The 19,060-nt window shown below is 33.6% G+C and carries 17 protein-coding genes; 8 read left to right on the top strand and 9 right to left on the bottom strand.

Going from position 1 to position 19,060, the window contains the following annotated elements; all coding sequences use genetic code 11:
* The first annotated feature begins 152 nt into the window (after window positions 1-152).
* The 6 genes from ES674_RS12795 to ES674_RS12770 all read left to right on the top strand — a co-directional run bounded on the left by ES674_RS12795 (window position 153) and on the right by ES674_RS12770 (window position 8,868).
* The gene (locus tag ES674_RS12795; protein ID WP_148404571.1) at window positions 153-1,727 is read left to right on the top strand and encodes a tail fiber domain-containing protein; all 1,575 of its coding nucleotides are present in this window, start codon (window positions 153-155) and stop codon (window positions 1,725-1,727) included.
* Window positions 1,728-2,059: 332 nt separating this feature from the next.
* Window positions 2,060-3,268, top strand: coding sequence for a hypothetical protein (locus ES674_RS12790; protein ID WP_148404569.1), 1,209 nt, complete (start codon window positions 2,060-2,062; stop codon window positions 3,266-3,268).
* A 42-nt stretch (window positions 3,269-3,310) separates the two neighbouring features.
* Entirely contained in the window at window positions 3,311-4,276 is a 966-nt protein-coding gene (locus ES674_RS12785) for a hemagglutinin protein (RefSeq protein WP_148404567.1), read from the top strand.
* A gap of 17 nt (window positions 4,277-4,293) precedes the next feature.
* Window positions 4,294-5,082, top strand: a complete 789-nt coding sequence (locus tag ES674_RS12780) for a T9SS type A sorting domain-containing protein (protein WP_148404565.1) — start codon at window positions 4,294-4,296, stop codon at window positions 5,080-5,082.
* Window positions 5,083-5,119: 37 nt separating this feature from the next.
* Window positions 5,120-8,305, top strand: a complete 3,186-nt coding sequence (locus ES674_RS12775) for a T9SS type A sorting domain-containing protein (RefSeq protein ID WP_148404563.1) — start codon at window positions 5,120-5,122, stop codon at window positions 8,303-8,305.
* Window positions 8,306-8,487: 182 nt separating this feature from the next.
* The gene (locus tag ES674_RS12770) at window positions 8,488-8,868 is read left to right on the top strand and encodes a DUF4870 domain-containing protein (RefSeq protein WP_246126047.1); all 381 of its coding nucleotides are present in this window, start codon (window positions 8,488-8,490) and stop codon (window positions 8,866-8,868) included.
* 148 nt (window positions 8,869-9,016) lie between these two features.
* Here the strand turns inward: ES674_RS12770 and ribB are convergent, their stop codons facing one another.
* The 6 genes from ribB to tpx form a co-directional block, all read right to left on the bottom strand.
* Window positions 9,017-10,171 carry a 3,4-dihydroxy-2-butanone-4-phosphate synthase gene (gene ribB, locus ES674_RS12765; protein WP_148404561.1) on the bottom strand — a complete coding sequence of 385 codons (1,155 nt, stop codon included), beginning with the start codon at window positions 10,169-10,171 and terminating at the stop codon, window positions 9,017-9,019.
* A 33-nt stretch (window positions 10,172-10,204) separates the two neighbouring features.
* Entirely contained in the window at window positions 10,205-12,034 is a 1,830-nt protein-coding gene (locus tag ES674_RS12760; protein ID WP_148404559.1) for an LptF/LptG family permease, read from the bottom strand.
* A 106-nt stretch (window positions 12,035-12,140) separates the two neighbouring features.
* A complete protein-coding gene (locus ES674_RS12755; RefSeq protein WP_148404557.1) occupies window positions 12,141-12,779 on the bottom strand; it encodes a LolA family protein in 639 nt (212 codons plus the stop codon).
* A 47-nt stretch (window positions 12,780-12,826) separates the two neighbouring features.
* Entirely contained in the window at window positions 12,827-15,217 is a 2,391-nt protein-coding gene (locus tag ES674_RS12750) for a DNA translocase FtsK (protein WP_148404555.1), read from the bottom strand.
* A gap of 129 nt (window positions 15,218-15,346) precedes the next feature.
* Window positions 15,347-15,715, bottom strand: coding sequence for a diacylglycerol kinase (locus tag ES674_RS12745; RefSeq protein ID WP_148404553.1), 369 nt, complete (start codon window positions 15,713-15,715; stop codon window positions 15,347-15,349).
* Complete coding sequence (gene tpx / locus ES674_RS12740) at window positions 15,708-16,214, bottom strand: thiol peroxidase (protein WP_148404551.1); 507 nt, start codon at window positions 16,212-16,214, stop codon at window positions 15,708-15,710. Before tpx ends, ES674_RS12745 begins: the two co-directional genes overlap by 8 nt.
* A 154-nt stretch (window positions 16,215-16,368) precedes the next feature.
* Between tpx and ES674_RS12735 the strand changes: the two genes are divergently transcribed.
* Window positions 16,369-16,890, top strand: a complete 522-nt coding sequence (locus tag ES674_RS12735; protein ID WP_148404549.1) for a fasciclin domain-containing protein — start codon at window positions 16,369-16,371, stop codon at window positions 16,888-16,890.
* Between the two features lie 177 nt (window positions 16,891-17,067).
* Window positions 17,068-17,646, top strand: coding sequence for a fasciclin domain-containing protein (locus tag ES674_RS12730; RefSeq protein WP_211359291.1), 579 nt, complete (start codon window positions 17,068-17,070; stop codon window positions 17,644-17,646).
* Window positions 17,647-17,735: 89 nt separating this feature from the next.
* On the opposite strand, the gene ES674_RS12725 is transcribed toward ES674_RS12730, so the two are convergent.
* The 3 genes from ES674_RS12725 to ES674_RS12715 form a co-directional block, all read right to left on the bottom strand.
* The gene (locus tag ES674_RS12725) at window positions 17,736-17,993 is read right to left on the bottom strand and encodes a DUF6952 family protein (protein ID WP_148404547.1); all 258 of its coding nucleotides are present in this window, start codon (window positions 17,991-17,993) and stop codon (window positions 17,736-17,738) included.
* A gap of 5 nt (window positions 17,994-17,998) precedes the next feature.
* Entirely contained in the window at window positions 17,999-18,307 is a 309-nt protein-coding gene (locus tag ES674_RS12720; protein WP_148404545.1) for a thioredoxin family protein, read from the bottom strand.
* 106 nt (window positions 18,308-18,413) lie between these two features.
* A complete protein-coding gene (locus tag ES674_RS12715) occupies window positions 18,414-19,052 on the bottom strand; it encodes a peroxiredoxin (RefSeq protein ID WP_148404543.1) in 639 nt (212 codons plus the stop codon).
* Window positions 19,053-19,060: the final 8 nt, after the last annotated feature.

Here is a 19,060-nt window from a genome sequence, read left to right as displayed (position 1 = left end):
TCAGTCAAGATTATTAAGGAATCAAATTAAGTCTGTTCAGTTAACCTTTTAAAAGAATATATCATAAAGTATAAATACATAAAATTTAGCTGCATTTAATTATCAAATAGTGCAGCAACTGGAAGCAATAAACAATCAATAATTTAGATATTATGAAAGTACTTAAACACATTATTTTAGGATTAATTTTATTAATAAGCTATACAGCAATTGCTCAAAATGGCATCAACTACAAAGCAATTATAAAAGATGCTAATGGCAATATTATAGCCAACGATTTAATATCGGTACAATTCACCATCCTTCAAGGTGTCGCACAAACTAATGTGTACCAAGAAATACGCACACCAACCACAGATGCTAACGGTATTATTATAATAAATATTGGGGAAGGCACGCCTGTCAGCGGCACTTTTAATGCCATTGATTGGGCAAGCGACACCACCTTTTTAAACACAAAAATAAATACAGGAGCTGGATTAGTTGATATGGGAACCACGGAGTTTAAAACAGTACCATATGCTTTACATGCTGAAACAGCAGCTGTTGCAAATAATGTTTCAGGTCTGGAAATTATAAATGAAGGTAATGGTAATGGTTGGAGATTAAAAGGTAGAGACCCAAGTAATTATGCTAATATAGGATTATATGCAGTAGATATAAGTACTAGTCTTGTACCAAGCACCACTGCAGGGGCTACAGGTAATTATGCAACAGCAATTGGGTATGCTACCAAAGCATCTAATCTCTATACTACAGCTATGGGTGTTTTTAGTGAAGCATCTGCAAATTCTTCTACAGCCATGGGTCGCTCTACAGTGGCATCTGGAAGTAATTCCACTGCCATGGGTTATGGAACAGAAGCATTTGGTTCCAATTCTAGTACTTTGGGTAGTGGGACATTTGCTTCAGGAACCAATTCTGTTGCCACAGGGGATGATACAGAAGCAACAGGAGATAATTCAATATCAATGGGGCTATCTACAAAGGCTTCTGGACTTAACTCTACTGCTTTGGGTTATAATACAAAAGCGTCTAGTTATAATTCTTTAGCCATTGGAAAGTACAACGTTGGAGGCGGTAGTGCTACAACATGGGTTGAAACAGACCCTATATTCGAAATCGGTTATGGCAGCTATATTGGCTTTCCAGTAAATGGTATATTAAGATTAAACTCATTTACAATTTTAAAAAATGGTCATGTGGGAATCGGTACTTCAACACCGTCTTCAAGGTTTCAAATAGCTGTGGGAGATGATGCTAGTTACAACAGTGATTCTGGCTATTTGGTTTTGGGCGCTACAAATGGGTCTAATCTCGTTTTTGATGAAAATGAAATTATGGCAAGAAATAATGGTGCTGCTTCAACCCTTTTTTTACAACAAGATGGTGGTGATGTTAGAGTAGGGGGCGTGGTGGTACACAGCAGCGACAGACGTCTCAAAAAAGACATCACTCCTTTATCCTACGGATTAGAAACCATATTGCAATTAAACCCTGTTGCATACCATTGGAATAATAGAACCCAAGACCATAAATCTATTGGTTTAATAGCACAAGAGGTGCAACCTATTATAAAAGAAATTGTCCACACAGCCGATAATGAAGATAGAACCCTAAGCTTAAGTTATACTGAATTGATACCAGTTTTAATTAATGCGGTTAAAGAACTAAAATCTGAAAATAATAGTTTGAAAGCGCGTATAGAAGCATTAGAAAATAATTAATAACAGAAATCATGATGACTATAGTATATATTTTTTCTGGGCTAGTATTATTAACCATTATCAATTTACTGTTGCTGGTGTTTAGTTGTAATACCTATCATGAAGACGAAAAGCATCGTAAGGTTTGAGTCGCTTTTTTAAAGTATTTAAAATTATTTCTTATTCAGTGTTTTAGGCTATAACAAGGAGCATGAAACATATTTTATAGAGTTTGAAACAATAGTGTTACATGAATAATGCAATGTATTTTACATTTGAAATCAAGCCAAATTTTTATTTGCACGTTGTTAACCTTTTTAAAATTAAGCTATTAAAGCTTTAAACAACATATCATGAAAACCAAACTAACACTTCTATTTATCATGTTTATAACCATGATATCATTTGCACAAAACGGCATCAATTATAAGGCACTTATAAAGGATGATCTAGGTAATGTGGTTGCAAATGATCTTATTCAAATTCAATTTAAAATTTTAGAAGGTGCAGCACAAACTATCGTCTATTCAGAAAGCCATTCACCAACTACAGATGCTAATGGAACCGTAATTGTAAATATTGGAGAAGGGGCGTTGGTATCAGGAAGTGCTGCTTTTAACACTATTGATTGGTCAAGCAATACGCATTTTCTTCAAGTATGGATTAATATAGGTTCCGGTTTAATAAATATGGGAACTACGGAATTTAAAACAGTTCCTTATGCCTTAAGCGCTGGTAATAAAACTTGGAGTAAAAATAGTAATGCTGTCTTTTTACAAACAGAAAATGTAGGAATAGGAACAAATGCACCCACAGATCGGTTAGAAATTCAAGACAATTTTAATGCCGGAATAAAATTAGTGGTTCCAACTGTCAATAATTCTACAAAAGTGGAATTAAGAAATGGAGAAGAAACAGGCTCACATAGTTTTTACAAAATTGAAAATAAGTCCGATAATTTGAAATTTTATTTAGATTCAGATTTAACCACAGAAGTTGGATATGATCCTATAATGAGCTTAAATAGCGCGGGTTTGGCCTTGAAAACAGGACAACGCGTAAACGCATTTTCTGCTGATGGCACTTTGTCTGGAAACAGCAATTACGTAATACCTACTGAAAAAGCAGTAAAAACATATGTGGATAGTAAGGCAGCTGTCTTATTTAAAGTAAGAGGTAATGGTTTTGCAGTCAAAGATATTAATGCAGGTACTGAAGTGGAAACTGATATATGGGATACCGTGGATTATGATACGAACAGTGCTTTTAACACGGTAACCAGACGATTTGTAGCGCCTACAGCAGGCTACTATTTTTTACATGCTTGCGTTTCCCAATCAAATACTATTAGTACCGCGAGTTTTAGAATACATTTTAATATAGATGTTAATGTCCGCTATTCAACCTCTACAACTGGACATCAAAATAAAACAGAAGTCAGCGGCATTTATTATTTAACCGCTGGAAAAGTGGTGTATGTTCTATTAAGAAACTATTCCACTACAGAAAATGAAAAAATGAATGGCTATGGAAGTTGGTTTGAAGGTTACAAAATTAATTAATCAGTTGTAGGATTTAAATATAAATAGATAAAAACATAAAAAATGAATGCACTTTTAACCATATTAATTTCCTTGATTTTCGCGCTATATACCCAAGCTCAAACCATAGAAAAGTTTAGCATCGATAGTGGTGGTGCATCGGCAACTGTTGGAAATATCTCACTTTTATACACTATAGGTGAAGTAAATATTCAAGAATTGAGTACGACAACTATTCGCGTTTCTGAAGGCTTTATTAACGCAAATATGAAAATAAAAATCAATCCAAAATTGTTTTTACAAGGACCGCTTTTAAGCCCAGGAACGTCTGGATTAATGAATGATAATTTAAGACAAAACATACTTCTTCCAACTACCAGTCCTTATGCTGATGCCGCTACCTGCAATGCATCCGTATTTTCTATAACCGGAAATAATGCCATCGTGGATTGGGTTTGGGTGGAATTACGTTCAGCAAATGATAATACTAAACGCATTAATGGTAAGTCTGCCTTATTACAACGTGATGGCGATGTTGTTGGTGTAGATGGTTTGTCTAATCTTATAATGGAAGCCGCACCCACCAATTATTATGTAGTGGTAAACCATAGAAATCATTTAGGAGCCATGAGCGCAGCAACTATTGGGTTGAATGAAACAACAACCAGTATTGTAGATTTTACAAATAGCAGTTTTTCAACATATGGAACAACGGCACAAGTTGTATTAGATTCTGGAAGTAAAGCACTTTGGGCGGGTGATGTAAATGGAAACAATCAAGTGCGTTATTTAGGTCCAAGTAATGATTCGGCCAGCTTAAAAACCATTGTTTTAGGTGCTCCTGGAAATACATCTGGAGGTAACTATTTTCCATATGCAGCTTACAATCTTGGTGATATTAATCTAAATGGTGTAGTTCGTTATTTAGGCCCAGGAAATGATAAGGGCATTTTAAAAAATATCATATTAAATCATCCCAGCAATTCGAATTCAAATTATTATCCAATAACAGAGCAAATTCCTAATTAATTTAAATTTATAACATTATGAAACATATTTACACAGCGGTCATTTTATTGTTAATGACTTTCACATTACAAGCGCAAGTTCATACCTATGAGTTCAGTATTTCTTTTGTAGGCATAAACGCGAATACAGGAAATTATCAAATGGCTTTACTTGCAACACCAAGCTTGCCTGTAACAGACGACAGTACGGACGACATGGGCGCCGGTTTTTACGTGCCAACAGGCATGACACTTGGTAATTTTGTCATGGGAAATTCTAATCTTCCTGCTTCCGAATGGGTTTCCATTTCCATGGGTGCTGGAACTTATGGCGATGCCTATTTTTTAGGTCGTGATGAAGCAGGGCAATTCACTGTTATGTTAAACGGTGCAGGTCCTTTTGAATTGGTTTTATTTGATGTTATTACAGATCCAAATCCTACTACAGGCGAAATTCGCTTTGTTGAAAATGGTGATCCTGTATTCGATACTATTTATATAGAAAACTATATTAATATCTGGGCTCAAAACCTGTATTCTCAAAATAATCCTATGGCTAGTTCAGTCAATTTCCAAACTTTAAATACGGAAACGTTTGTTATAGATGAATCTATTGCCATTTACCCAAATCCAGCATCCAACGTATTGCATATTGAATCAAGTTATGCCGTAAATTCAATTGAGCTGTATTCCGTTCTCGGAACTCAAGTTTTTAAAACATCGAAATCGGTTAATCAAATTGATGTGAGCACGTATCAGTCTGGAATTTATTTACTTAAAGCTGTTACCAACAAAGGGGAAATCACTAAAAAAATAGTGATTAAATAATGCAATAAAAGCTATTAATCTATTAAAACGAATCATCATGAAACAACTAGAAAATTTAAAAAGGAGCTTGGTTTTTTTGCTATTTATTTTGCTAATTACCTCGCCAGAATTAGCACAAGGGCAGGAAAAATCACTGATAGATTCCAACTTAAAAACGACATCATTTGAAGATGAAAATTCAGATAGAAAAAATGCGTTACAGTATTATAAAACTTTTGAAATACCGGATCATGATAATTTCGCGCCTAGTAATTCTGTAGGTTATGAAATAGCATATAGAACTTCACAAGAGTATTCTTCTACTTTTTTAGAAAAAGGACAGGTTCGTGATTTTAATCTTGAAAATGAATTAGTAAATAGAGGAGCAGGTGATTTTATAGTCAATACAACGGATGATACAGTAGATGCGAATATAGCAGATACTGCTTGCGCCGATTCCAATGGGAATTGTTCCTTACGAGCGGCCATTCAAAACGCCAATAAATCCAGTGATAAAAACACAATTTATTTTGATATTTCTGGAACAGCTCCATTTACCATTGTAATTGGAACGAGTGAGTTGCCAACCGTTATTTATCCAATTGTCATTGATGGTCGCACACAAACAGAATATTTGGTTTCAAATTCACCTGTCATAGAAATAGACGGTTCAAGTTTGCCTATAAATAATTCAGGGCTTAAAATATATGGGTTAGCAAATAATTCTGAAATTTACGGATTATCTATTGGTGGTTTCCAAATGCTTGATGTTTCACCATTTACAGGAGGTTTTGGAATTGATGTGTATACTAATAACAATATTATTCAAGGTAATTATATCGGCTTAAAACCAGACGGTAACACTTTCAATCGTAATTATTGGGGCATATTCTTTCTAAATAGTAGTAATAATTCGGTGGGAGGTACAGGAGCATATCAAGGAAATGTTATTTCTAGTAATCTTTCTGGAGGCATAACATTTCAAGGTTTGGAATGTACTAATAACACCGTTCAAGGAAATTTAGTAGGAACAGATGCTACAGGATTACTACCACGAGGAAACCGTTTCAATCTTCAATTAATAGATGCACCAAATAATATAATTGGTGGAAATACTCCAGCAGCCCGTAACATTTTTTCGGCAGGCGAGAATAATCAGAATGCAATTGTGGATGGCACAGGAATATCTATGAAAGGTGCAAGCGCCATAAATAACACCATTACAGGTAACTATTTTGGAACCGATATAACCGGAAATTTAGCCTTCCCAAATGTGAGAGCTGGAATATTATTAGTATTTGGCCCGAATAATAACACCATTGGTGGTACGGGTCCAGGTGAAGGAAATGTAATTTCTGGAAATAATCAAGGTATTTATTTTCAAGGCTCTGAATCAGGTAATCCGGTTTCCAATAATACTATTTTAGGGAATTATATTGGTACAAATGCAGCAGGCAATATGGCATTGCCTAATACCGTGGGAATTTTAATGGGAACAGGAGAGAATAATTTAAATACCATTGGAGGTCCAACTAGCGCATCTAGAAATATAATTTCTGGGAATACATTTGATGGTATTTCCATATCTAATGGTGAAGCAAATACCATAAAAAATAATTATATGGGTTTAGACGCTTTGGGAACCGGTCTTTTAGGAAATGGACAAGCGGGCATATACATTAATTCGGCCAATAATGTTATTGATACAAATGTACTTTCTGGAAATTCCGTATCTGGTATTTATCTAGGAAGTTCTTCTACAACTAACCAGATTACAGCAAATTTCATAGGTACAGATAGTGGCGGCCTATTTTCAATACCTAACGGAAAAGGAATTGAAAATCGTGGGGCTAATAATACTATTGGCGGTACTACTGCATTACAACGAAATATTATTTCAGGCAATGCAGCTTATGGCATAAATATATTTGGTGACGCAGCAACCGGGAATAGTGTTACAGGAAATTATATAGGAACCGATATAACAGGTACTTTGCCAATACCCAATAACATAGGATTGCGGATATTAGAATCGAGCTCGAATATTGTTGGTGGTAGTTTGGTTTCTGAACGCAATATTATTTCAGGAAATTCATCAGATGGTGTTTTAATCGCCAGTGAATTATCTATCAATAATCAAGTTTTAGGAAATTACATTGGCACGGATGTAACAGGTACAAGTTCTGTATCAAATTTTAGAGGCTTAAGAATGACCAATACATTACAAAATACAATTGGAGGTCCTGGCCTCAATGATGGTAACGTTATTTCTGGAAATTTGTCTGATGGTGTATTGCTTTTAGTTGCAACCAATAACACCCTTTTTGGTAATAAAATTGGCGTTCAAGCTGATGGTTCTTCCGCTTTAGGAAATGGTCAAACTGGAGTACAAATTCTTAATGGAAGTTCAAATAATACTTTTGGCGGACTTAATAGTGGAGAAGGTAATATAGTTGCTTTCAACGTTAACAAAGGAATTGGTGTTTTTAAAGTATCTCTTGGCGGTTATCCGGATATTGAACCCATTGGGAATATAATTTCAGGAAATAGTATGTTTAGTAATCTTTCCAATGTTTCACCAAATGGTATTTCAAGTGCAGGTATTGATTTAAATAGTGATGGTATTTCCATAAATGATGCAGGTGATGCCGATTTAGGAGCCAATAATACCCAGAATTATCCTGTTATCGGCGCCAATAGTGCTACTGTAGACGAAGCCGTAATTACCTTATCATATTTGATTCCTTCCGCTGCTGCTAATTCGGCATATCCAATTCAAGTCGAATTTTTTATAGATGATAATAACCGTCAAGCCAAAGAATTTTTGTTTGTAGATACTTATTCCGAAGCGGATTATAATTTAGGTATTAATAAAACAATTTCTAAAGCTGTTCCATCTGGAAGTTCTTTTGCAGCAGATCAAAAAATAGTGGCCATTGCCATTGATGCTAATGGTAATACGTCTGAATGTAGCCAATCTGAAATTGTAATAGAAGAAAGTTTGTCTATTGATTATCAGGTTTTAGAAACCGTATCCATATATCCCAATCCTGTTTCTGGTATTTTGAATATTAGAACATCACAGGATATTAGATCTGTTGCTTTATACGATATGCTAGGTAAAACTATCATCCAAGAGACGAATGCAAAACAGCTGGATTTAAGTAATTATCAATCTGGCATATACCTATTGAAAATAGTTACAGATAAAGGCGAAATAACTAAAAAAATAGTCATCAAGTAATTCAACAGATTCTGTTTATCTGTTTAATGAAGAATCATTTTTGAAATTTAATTTGTGATGGAATCTTATAATTTTAAGATTTATTTCAAGCAATATGTTAACCTTTTAAGAAGTCCGTCATTAAACAGTAAGTACAAATAAAAATAGTAATTAAAAACAAACTCACAAAAACACATAATAAAATGGAAGCAACCGAAACAACAGAAACAACAGGATCAAGAACTATGGCTAGCGCAACAAATACAGATGTAGCCGAAGGAAAATCAATAGCTACAATAGCCTATTTAACCGTGATAGGTTTAATCATTGCTTTTGTGATGAATGGTGAAAGGAAAAATCAATTTGCAAGGTATCACATTCAGCAATCGCTTGGATTAGCTTTAACTGGTTTAGCTTTAGGAATTATTGGTATGATCCCAATTTTAGGCTGGCTAATAAGCATCATTGGTTTTTTTGTAATGCTTTATATGTGGATTATGGGTTTAATGAATGCAATTAATGAAAAACAACAGCCAATACCTTTTTTAGGAAAAAAATATGAAGTGTGGTTTCAGAATTTATAATCTAAACGCGCTTTAAGTAAAATGTAGAACCGTTTCGTAGAGGTTGAAATATTATGAAAAATTGATATTTCAAAAAGTATTTAAAATGCTATTAATTGAAGTGAGAAGGGGAGTAGCAATGGGTAAAACCAGCGTTAGTTCCCTTTTTTTAATATCCAACATATTCTACAATCTCTAATCCGTAACCAATCATACCAACACGTTTGGTTTGTTCGCTATTAGAAATTAATTTCAATTTATGAATATTTAAATCATGTAAAATTTGTGCACCAATGCCAAAATCCTTGGTGTCCATATCAATGCGAGTAGCTTTAACAACTTCACCTGGAACTTGAGCATCTTTTAAAACATTCAAGCGGTTTAATAAATTCATGGTTGCCGATTGCTGATTAATGAAAATAACGGCTCCTTTTTCAGCTTGGTTAATAACCTTAAACATATCATCCAATTTCTGGTCGGCATTGTTCGTTAAGGTTCCCAATATATCATGATTTACCAAAGTGGCGTTAACACGGGTTAAAACCGGTTCATTGGCGCTCCAAGAACCTTTGGTTAAAGCAATATGAATTTGATTGTTGGTGGTTTGGTTATAAGCACGTAATCTGAAATTTCCAAAACGGGTTTCCAATTGAAAATCTTCAACTTTTTCAATTAAAGAATCATGTTGCATTCTGTAAGCCACTAAATCTTCAATAGAAACAATTTTCAAATCGAATTTTTTAGCCACTTTTATAAGTTGAGGTAAGCGTGCCATGGTACCATCTTCATTCATGATTTCCACAATAACACCAGCAGGTTTTAAACCCGCTAAACGTGCAAAATCTATAGCAGCTTCTGTATGTCCGGTGCGTCTTAAAACGCCACCTTCTTTAGCTACTAGAGGGAAAATATGACCTGGACGTGCCAGTTCAAATGGTTTCATATTATCATCCACCAATGCCTGAACAGTTTTAGCACGATCGGCGGCGGAAATTCCTGTTGTTACGCCATTTCCACGTAAATCTACAGAAATAGTAAAAGCTGTTTCCAAAGGATCCGTATTATTACGAACCATCATATTCAACTCTAAAGCTTTACAGCGTTTTTCGGTAAGTGGCGTGCAAATTAAACCTCGACCATGAGTAGCCATGAAATTAATCATTTCGGGCGTAGCCATTTCGGCGGCAGCTAGAAAATCGCCTTCATTTTCACGGTTTTCATCGTCCACAACAATAATAACTTTTCCATTCCTAATGTCGTTTATAGCATCTTCAATACTATCTAATTGAATGGTTTTATTATTTTGAGTTTGTATCGTGGACATAACAGTATTTTGATTAAAGTGCAAAGGTATTGCTTATTTTGTATTCAACGAAAAGACTTTCTTTATTTTAACTTTTAGTAAAACATGGCGTAACGGATAAATTACAAACCCAATTAAAATAAACAACGGATTTTTAGAAGTTTCATAAGTATCTGTCAGTTTTGATAATTTCAAACTACTCATAAACGACATTAAAAAATAGACGGTATAAACAACTGCTGAAATAGTAGATATTTGAATAACTATAGCAGCCAACTCTTCCAATTTATTATTTCTAAAAACAAAATGAAGTATAAATAATAGTAACGAAATCCAATAAAAGATAAAACTGAATTTGGCATGCATTTTATAATCGTAAAGTAGATTTTCTGCCGCTAACTCCTGTCCTGGGTCCAAAATGGTTGTTGCGGAATTATCTTCTTTTTCAACTTCCGATTTGTCCTTAATATTTAATAATTTCTTTATGGGTTCAATAATGTGGTCAAATTCAAACAATCCACGATCGGCTGTCGCACGCTTGGTTAAATAATAACCTAAAGGCAGCATAATAAGCGTAGAAAACCAAGCGGCTAAAATAGGATTTAAACTCCCGTCTTTAGCGCCGTTTTTAGCGAAAATACCAATAAAGTGATAGGTTAGAAATAGAAAAATAGCAATTACCATAGGCAATCCTAAACCACCTTTTCTAATTAAAGCTCCTAAAGGCGCACCAACGAAAAATAGGATTACACAGGCAAAACCTAATGCTAACTTTTCATGAAGCGCAATTATATGTTTGTTTAAATAAATATTGCGTTCTTTAAAATACTTGCTTTTAACACTAATAATTTGGTTGGTGCTTTTTAGTGAATTAAGCGCCTGATCCAACATTTGTACTTTTTTGGTGTCTGGATATAAGTCTAAAATTTGACCATTAAAAGTAGAATCCAGTTGACGTTTCGGATTAATTCCAGAATTCAGAACTGGTAAATTAGATCGGTTGTACAAGCTAATAGCAAAATCCTCATGGTCTTTTTTAAGCGCGACATCTAATGAATCAATAGTATAATTTAAATCGGAAATATTAAGCATATTATACTTATCCGATACATTTTTATCATCTAAATCATTAGAGTTTAGTTGAGACAAATCTATATTAATAGTATACTTTTCAAAGTAACTTTTAACTAAAGGATTTCTATTTCTATCATTTCGATCCTTTGGAGGCGTATCATCATAAAAATAACCATCATAAAGAATAAACTGTAAAACGTCTGATTTCTCCTCACCAATTAATTCGCCATCTTTAGCAACTATAGTCGTATTATTGGCATTGTTGTCATTGCTTTTTTTGTGCATGACGATACCTTCAAGATACCTACCATTTTTCCCCGTCTTTTTCTCAACCTTAATATTGTACTCCATGACATCATTAAACTGACCCTCGGCAATAACCATGGCAGGTTTTAATGTGGCAATATTTTTTCGAAGATTATGGGAATTATATTCCGCCCAAGGAATAACATTGTTTGCAAAGAAAAAGGTAATAATTCCTAATCCAACAATAAAAATACTCAAGCCTGCCATAGCCCGCTGTAAAGAAATACCAGTGGATTTCATGGCAGCAAACTCGTAATTTTCAGCAAAATTACCGAAAACCATAATAGACGCCAAGAGGATTGTAAGCGGTAAAACAAGTGGTATTAACTTGGGTGTAAAATAAAATAGGAATTTAAGAATGACAATCATGTCTAAATCCTTACCCGCTAATTCTTTAATATAAAGCCAAATAGTTTGTAATACAAAAATCAGCATGAGTATAATAAACACGCTGAAAAAGGTTTTTAAATAAGTGGTAAGTATGTAACGGTCTAATATTTTCACACGTTTAAATTTTCCGAATCAATTGGCAACTTTGTTAATAGTAATTACGAATGTAAATAACTCCGTCTATCTTAAAATAAAACTAATCATTAATAGTTTAAATGAACTAATCTAATTTATTGATGTAGTGATCTTTATATTTTTCTGAATCAAAAGTAAATAAGGTTTTTGATAAGGGCTCATTCGTTTTAAAAGAATTAACAGTTAACGTGGTTTTTGTACCATTTTTTCCTGTTTCTATTAAATTGTAGATATGATTTGTTTGTGCATCAATACCTAAAAGTATGTGTTTAATTTCCGACTTGGAATCACTTGGCGTTAACTTCACATACTGAATTTTTCGACCTTGAACATTTTGAAGAATATCCATTTTATAGGTATATCCAGTTTCGTAAAACGATAACATTTTACTTGGCGTAATGCTGTTTTCATCTTCCGTGTTATTCGATGAAATAGTGACTTCTTCATCATCTGGGCTAATACTATAAAGGGTTTTACCATCAAATATACGGGTAATACCTAAAATATTTAAACGGTATTTTTCACCTTGAATAACAACATCACCACGCGTTTCTTGTTTAATATTTTCAGCATCATTATTCAAAGCGTATTTGAAATCGATTGAAATATTATTATAACTTTTTACTTTTTTAGAAACTTTATTCAATAAAACTTTGGCATCATTATCTTGAGCAAAACTCAAGGAAGTAGCCAATACCAATACTAAAACAATTAATTTTTTCATTACTTTATGTTTATTCTTTGCCTCTTAATGAGGTGATTTATTTTTAATTAAGATGTTTCGTTATCTAACAGCTGATTTAAAGCCGTTAAATCTGGCATTAAAACCTGTCGGGCTTTGCTACCTTCAAATCCACCAACAATTCCAGCAGCTTCTAACTGATCTATTAAACGACCAGCACGATTGTATCCTAATTTTAATTTACGTTGTAATAATGACGCGGAACCTTGTTGTGCTGTAACGATGATTTCGGCAGCATCTCGAAACAAAACATCCCTGTCGCTTATGTCTACATCAAGACTTGTGCCACTTTCTTCCCCTACATACTCCGGAAGTAAATAGGCGTCTGGATATGCTTTTTGTGAACCGATAAAATCGGTAATTCTTTCTACTTCCGGCGTGTCTACAAAAGCACATTGAATCCGAATCATTTCGTTACCTTGAGTGAAAAGCATATCTCCACGACCAATTAACTGATCAGCACCTGAACCATCTAAAATAGTCCGTGAATCAATTTTACTTGTTACACGAAAGGCTATACGTGCCGGGAAATTCGCTTTAATAATACCTGTAATAACGTTTACAGAAGGTCTTTGTGTGGCAATAATTAAGTGAATACCAATGGCTCGTGCTAATTGTGCTAAACGGGCAATAGGTGTCTCCACTTCTTTACCAGCCGTCATAATTAAATCGGCAAACTCATCAACTACTAATACAATATAAGGTAAAAACTGATGCCCATCATTAGGGTTTAGTTTTCGTGCTTTGAATTTCACGTTATATTCGGCAATATTTCTACATAAAGCGTTTTTTAATAACTCATAACGGTTATCCATTTCTATACAAAGAGAATTCAATGTATTAATAACCTTTTTGTTATCTGTAATTATCGCTTCTTCACTATCTGGTAATTTAGCGAGATAATGACGTTCAATTTTATTAAATAGCGTTAATTCAACTTTCTTCGGATCTACTAATACAAACTTAACTTCCGCTGGATGTTTCTTATAAAGTAAGGATGTTAAAACAGCATTTAGTCCTACAGATTTTCCTTGACCAGTTGCACCAGCCATTAATAAGTGTGGCATTTTAGCTAAATCTACCACATAGGTTTCATTACTAATAGTTTTACCTAAAGCAATAGGCAAAAACATCTCTGATTTTTGAAATTTTTGAGAAGCAATAACGGAGCGCATCGAAACGATAGTCGAATTTTTATTCGGCACTTCAATACCAATAGTTCCTTTTCCTGGAATAGGCGCTATAATTCGAATCCCTAAAGCAGAAAGTGATAAAGCAATATCATCTTCCAAGTTTTTAATTTTTGAAATACGCACACCAGCTTCTGGTATAATTTCATACAAGGTTACCGTTGGACCAATGGTTGCTTTAATACTAGAAATTCCGATTTTGTAGTTATTTAAAGTATCAACAATACGGTTTTTGTTTTCTTCTAATTCTTCTTGGTTGATAGTGATGCCCTCTGATTCGTATTTTTTAAGTAAATCTAAAGACGGAAATTGGTACTTTTTTAATTCCAAAGTAGGATCAAACTGGCCAAAATCTTCCACCAATTTATTAGCTAAATTATCAGTTTCTGATAATTCTTCGGCTACAGTTTCAACTTCCATTTGCATATCCTGTTCCTCATCCTGTTCCACTATTTTAGGAGTAGGTTTAAGTTCTTCTTTCTTTTGAACTGGAATAATGGTCTCTTCTGGTTTGCTTTCTTCAATGGTTAAGCTAAACGCGGATTTTATATCTTCGGCCTCTGCAGATAAGTCGTTATCCAAAGGAACTATAAGATCATCATTTGTTTTACTGTCTTTTAGATTATCGCTAATATCTTTTTTAACAGCCGAAAACATATTTTTAAACGTATCAAATGTCATTCTAAAACGAATGGCCAAATAAATGATCAATCCGAAAAAGAGTAGGAGCGCGGTTCCAATTTTACCTAAATAAACTTGTAGGTAAGCATTCATTTCAAAACCGATTGTTCCACCTAAAACATTCCATTTTTCAGAAAAGAATCCGAATAAAATTGAAATCCATATAATAATTAAAACACTCCAAAACCAATGTTTAAAGAGTTTAGACTTGTTTCCGTTAATAAGAACAAATACACCAGACAGTAAAATTAGTCCAGCAAAAATAAAAGATGCCACACCAAATCCGCGATAAATGAAGAAATCACTTACCCAAGCGCCCAACTTATTTAACCAATTATCTGATTCTACAGCTTTATTGGTAAATTCCGAAAGCGTGCTTTGATCGTTATTTCCTGTAAAAAAGTAAGAAACAAAGGCAATAAAAAGAAGTACGCCGGCAATCATTAAAAAGCTACCTAAAACCAGTTTTTGCTGATTTGATAGTTTAAAACGAGGCGCCTTTACTTTAGGTTTAGTAGTTTTTGTTGTGTTTGTTTTCTTCTTGGCCATATAGGTTTTCTGTGCTAACAGAAAAGATTATTTCATCACTAATTATTGAATCTGAAATAGTATGTTTTTAACATATCAGATTACCACAAAAATACAAATAGTTAGGGTTTATCCTAAAGCTAAATGGATTTAAAAAACCTTGGGAATATAAATGATGCAACCCATGATAATAGCCGTAATGGCGAAGATAAAAACGGCTCCTGCAGAAATATCTTTTATCAGTCCAATTTTCACATGATAATTTGGGTGCACAAAATCTGCTATTTCTTCAATAGCAGTGTTTACGCCTTCTAATGCCATTATTAATCCAATGGCCGCAATTTGGAGCAACCATTCTGTGGGTGAAATATTAAAACAGAAACCAGCAACCGTCATCAGGATGCCAATAAAAAATTGCACTTTTATACTAGCCTCGGTTGAGACTAGTATAAAAGCGCCTTTAAAAGCATATGTAATACTTTTTAATCGATTTATTAAAAACGATTCTTTCTTATGCATCCATTAAAGCCTTCAAAGCTGCTTTATAATTTGGTTCATCTCCCGTTTCTGCAACTTGTTCCGTATAAACTACATCACCTTTTTGGTTTACCACAACTACACTTCTAGAAAGTAGTGATTGTAAAGGGCCATTAGTGAAATCTACACCATAGGTTTTTCCGAAATTTCCATCTTTAAAATCTGAAAGTGACACCACATTTTCCAAACCTTCTGCAGCGCAAAAGCGATTTAAAGCAAAAGGTAAGTCGCGAGAAATACATAAAACAGTCGTATTCTCTAACTTATTAGCTTCTTCATTAAATTTTCTAACGGAAGCAGCACAAACACCTGTATCAATACTTGGAAATATATTTAAGACCACTTTTTTATCTGAATAATCACTTAATGATTTAGAGCCTAGTTTGGTATCTGTTAATTTAAAATCTGGAGCCTTTGTTCCTGTTTTCGGGAGTGTTCCCGAGGTTTGTATGTTGTCTCCATGAAAAGTTACTGTTGCCATAATATTATTTTTTTGTGAACTTAAAAATACTAAATATAGACCAAAATAGTAAGATGTCCCCAGATTTAATTACGTTAAAGTTTTGGTAAAAGGAATTTACTTTGTTTAACTTAATTGTATATTTGTTAAACAAAATCACAAAAATAGAAATGTTATGAAAAAGAAAAATGTAATTAAGTCCGTAGTAGTAAGTTTAATGATGCTTTTATCTTGGAACGTTAAAGCTCAAGATAAAAGCATAGTTGAAACAGCTATGTCATCTGAAGATTTTACTACGCTAGTGGCTGCTGTTAAAGCTGCCGATTTGGTAGATGTATTATCTAGTAAAGGACCTTTCACGGTTTTTGCACCAACTAATAGTGCCTTTGCAAAATTACCAGAAGGTACAGTTGAAGGTTTATTGAAGCCAGAAAGTAAAGAAACTTTACAAACAGTTTTAAAATATCACGTTGTTGCAGGGTCTGTTATGGCAAGTGATGTTGTAGCCATGATTAAAAAATCTAATGGTAAAGCAATGATTGAAACTGTAAGCGGAAACAAATTAACTGCACAAATGAAAGATGGTGCGGTATATTTAGTAGACGAAAACAAGAATTGGTCTAAAATTGAAGCAACAGATATGAAAACATCAAACGGTGTTATTCATGTTATTGATTCTGTTTTATTACCAAAATAAGAATTCCCCCTAATTGATAGCATTAAAAGTCACTTTGTAAATAAAGTGACTTTTTTATGTCCGCTTTTTCCTAATAAATAGAGGGACTATTAATATTTCTTTTGAAAAATAAAAACCGACTTTCAAATAATTACGTTAGTAGGGTATAAACAAATTAATAACATAAAAATTAATAAAATGAAAAATTTGAAATTAGTAACCGTTGCAACATTTGTATTTACTATGGTTTTATCCATGTCTATGTCTGCACAAAGTAAAATGATGAAGCAAGAAACTAAAATGGTTGGTGGTGCTGAAATGTATTCTACAAAAAACATTATTGAAAATGCTGTCAACTCTAAAGATCATACCACATTAGTAGCGGCAGTTAAAGCTGCTGATTTAGTAGATGCTTTATCTAGTGAAGGTCCTTTTACCGTTTTTGCTCCAACAAATAGCGCTTTTAGTAAATTACCTGCAGGAACTGTTGATACTTTATTAATGCCTGAAAATAAAATGATGTTACAATCTATTTTAAAATATCATGTGGCTTCTGGAAACTGGAGTGCTGAAGATATTATGAAAGCTATTAAAAAAGGAAATGGTACAGCAGAAATTAAAACTTTAAGTGGTGGCACTTTAACCGCTTGGATGAAAGGAAAACATGTGTATGTTAAAGATGAAAATGGCAATTCAGCTCAAGTAACTATTGCTGATGTGAACCAGTCTAACGGTGTTATTCATGTCATTGATGCGGTATTATTACCAAAATCATAAAGATATATTAGTCTATACTTTTATTTGAATTGTAAAAAGCCTCTAAAAATTAATTTTAGAGGCTTTTTATATTTTATACATCAATAAGATTACTTGTCAATAGATCCAAGAACACGTTTCATAAAACTATTTAAAGCTTCTTTTTGCGGCGTGCCTTCTTTCATCATTTTTGTTACTTCAATAGCACCATACATATTAGAGATAAGTTCGCCAATGACATCTAGCTCTTCATCTTTTAAAGACGATACTTCCGTTAATGATTCTAAAGTTTCAATGGTTTCTAATACAAAATCTTCGTCATTGTCTTCAATAAATTGCGTCAAATGTTTAATTACAGGTAGTTTCATAAGTTCTAGATTACGGTATCAACAAGTTCTTTTAAAACATCAAATTTATTGGTTTGCTCTTGTCCAACAAATTCACCATTTTTGAAAGTCGCAAAAGTTGGTAAATTATCAACTGTTGCTAATTTTCTACTTTCTGGAAATTTCTCGGCATCCGCAATCACAAAAGTTACACCTTCGTGCTCTGTTGCCAATTTTTTGAATTTCGGCTTCATAATGCGACAATTACCACACCAAGTTGCTGAATATTGTACCACTACTGTATCATTATTGTTAATGATATCTTGTAAATTATCTTGTTCTAATTCCTGTACCATGTTTATAAATTTTAGTCTAAAGAAAGCCCTTCCTAAAAAGGAAGGACTTCTACTAGATCATTATTTTTGTATTGAAAATATTTTCTTTTAAGTGGAAGAATTGTGATTAGTGAGATGCTAAATATGCAGCAGTTCCTTTCGCGTTAGCTTGCATAGCGTCTTTTCCTTCTTCCCAGTTTGCTGGACAAACTTCACCATTTTTTTGAACGTGAGTATACGCATCAATTAAACGTAAAAATTCATTTACGTTTCTACCAACTGGCATATGGTTAATACCTTCATGGAAAACCGTTCCTTCTTCATCAATTAAATAAGTAGCTCTGTATGTTACGTTATCACCTTCTACAGTTACAACGCCAGTTTCTTCATTATACTGCTCATTAATAATATCTAAAATTCCTAATGTAGAAGATAAATTTCTGTTTGTATCTGCTAATATTGGATAGGTAACGCCTTCAATTCCGCCATTGTCTTTTGGTGTATTTAACCAAGCAAAGTGTACTTCAGGCGTATCACAAGAAGCTCCGATAACGATGGTATTACGTTTTTCGAATTCTTTCATTGCTGCTTGAAATGCATGCAATTCAGTTGGACACACAAAAGTAAAATCTTTTGGGTACCAAAATAATACTACTTTTTTCTTATTATTAATCGCTTCTTCAAGAACGTTCACTTTAAAAGTGTCGCCCATGTCATTCATTGCGTCTACGTTTAAATTTGGGAATTTCTTTCCTACTATGGCCATGTTTTTAT

The organism is Bizionia myxarmorum, assembly GCF_008086205.1.
Taxonomy (GTDB): Bacteria; Bacteroidota; Bacteroidia; order Flavobacteriales; family Flavobacteriaceae; genus Algorimicrobium; species Algorimicrobium myxarmorum.
The sequence above is the reverse complement of the archived record's forward strand: the minus strand, read 5'-3'. Positions and strand labels throughout refer to the sequence as shown.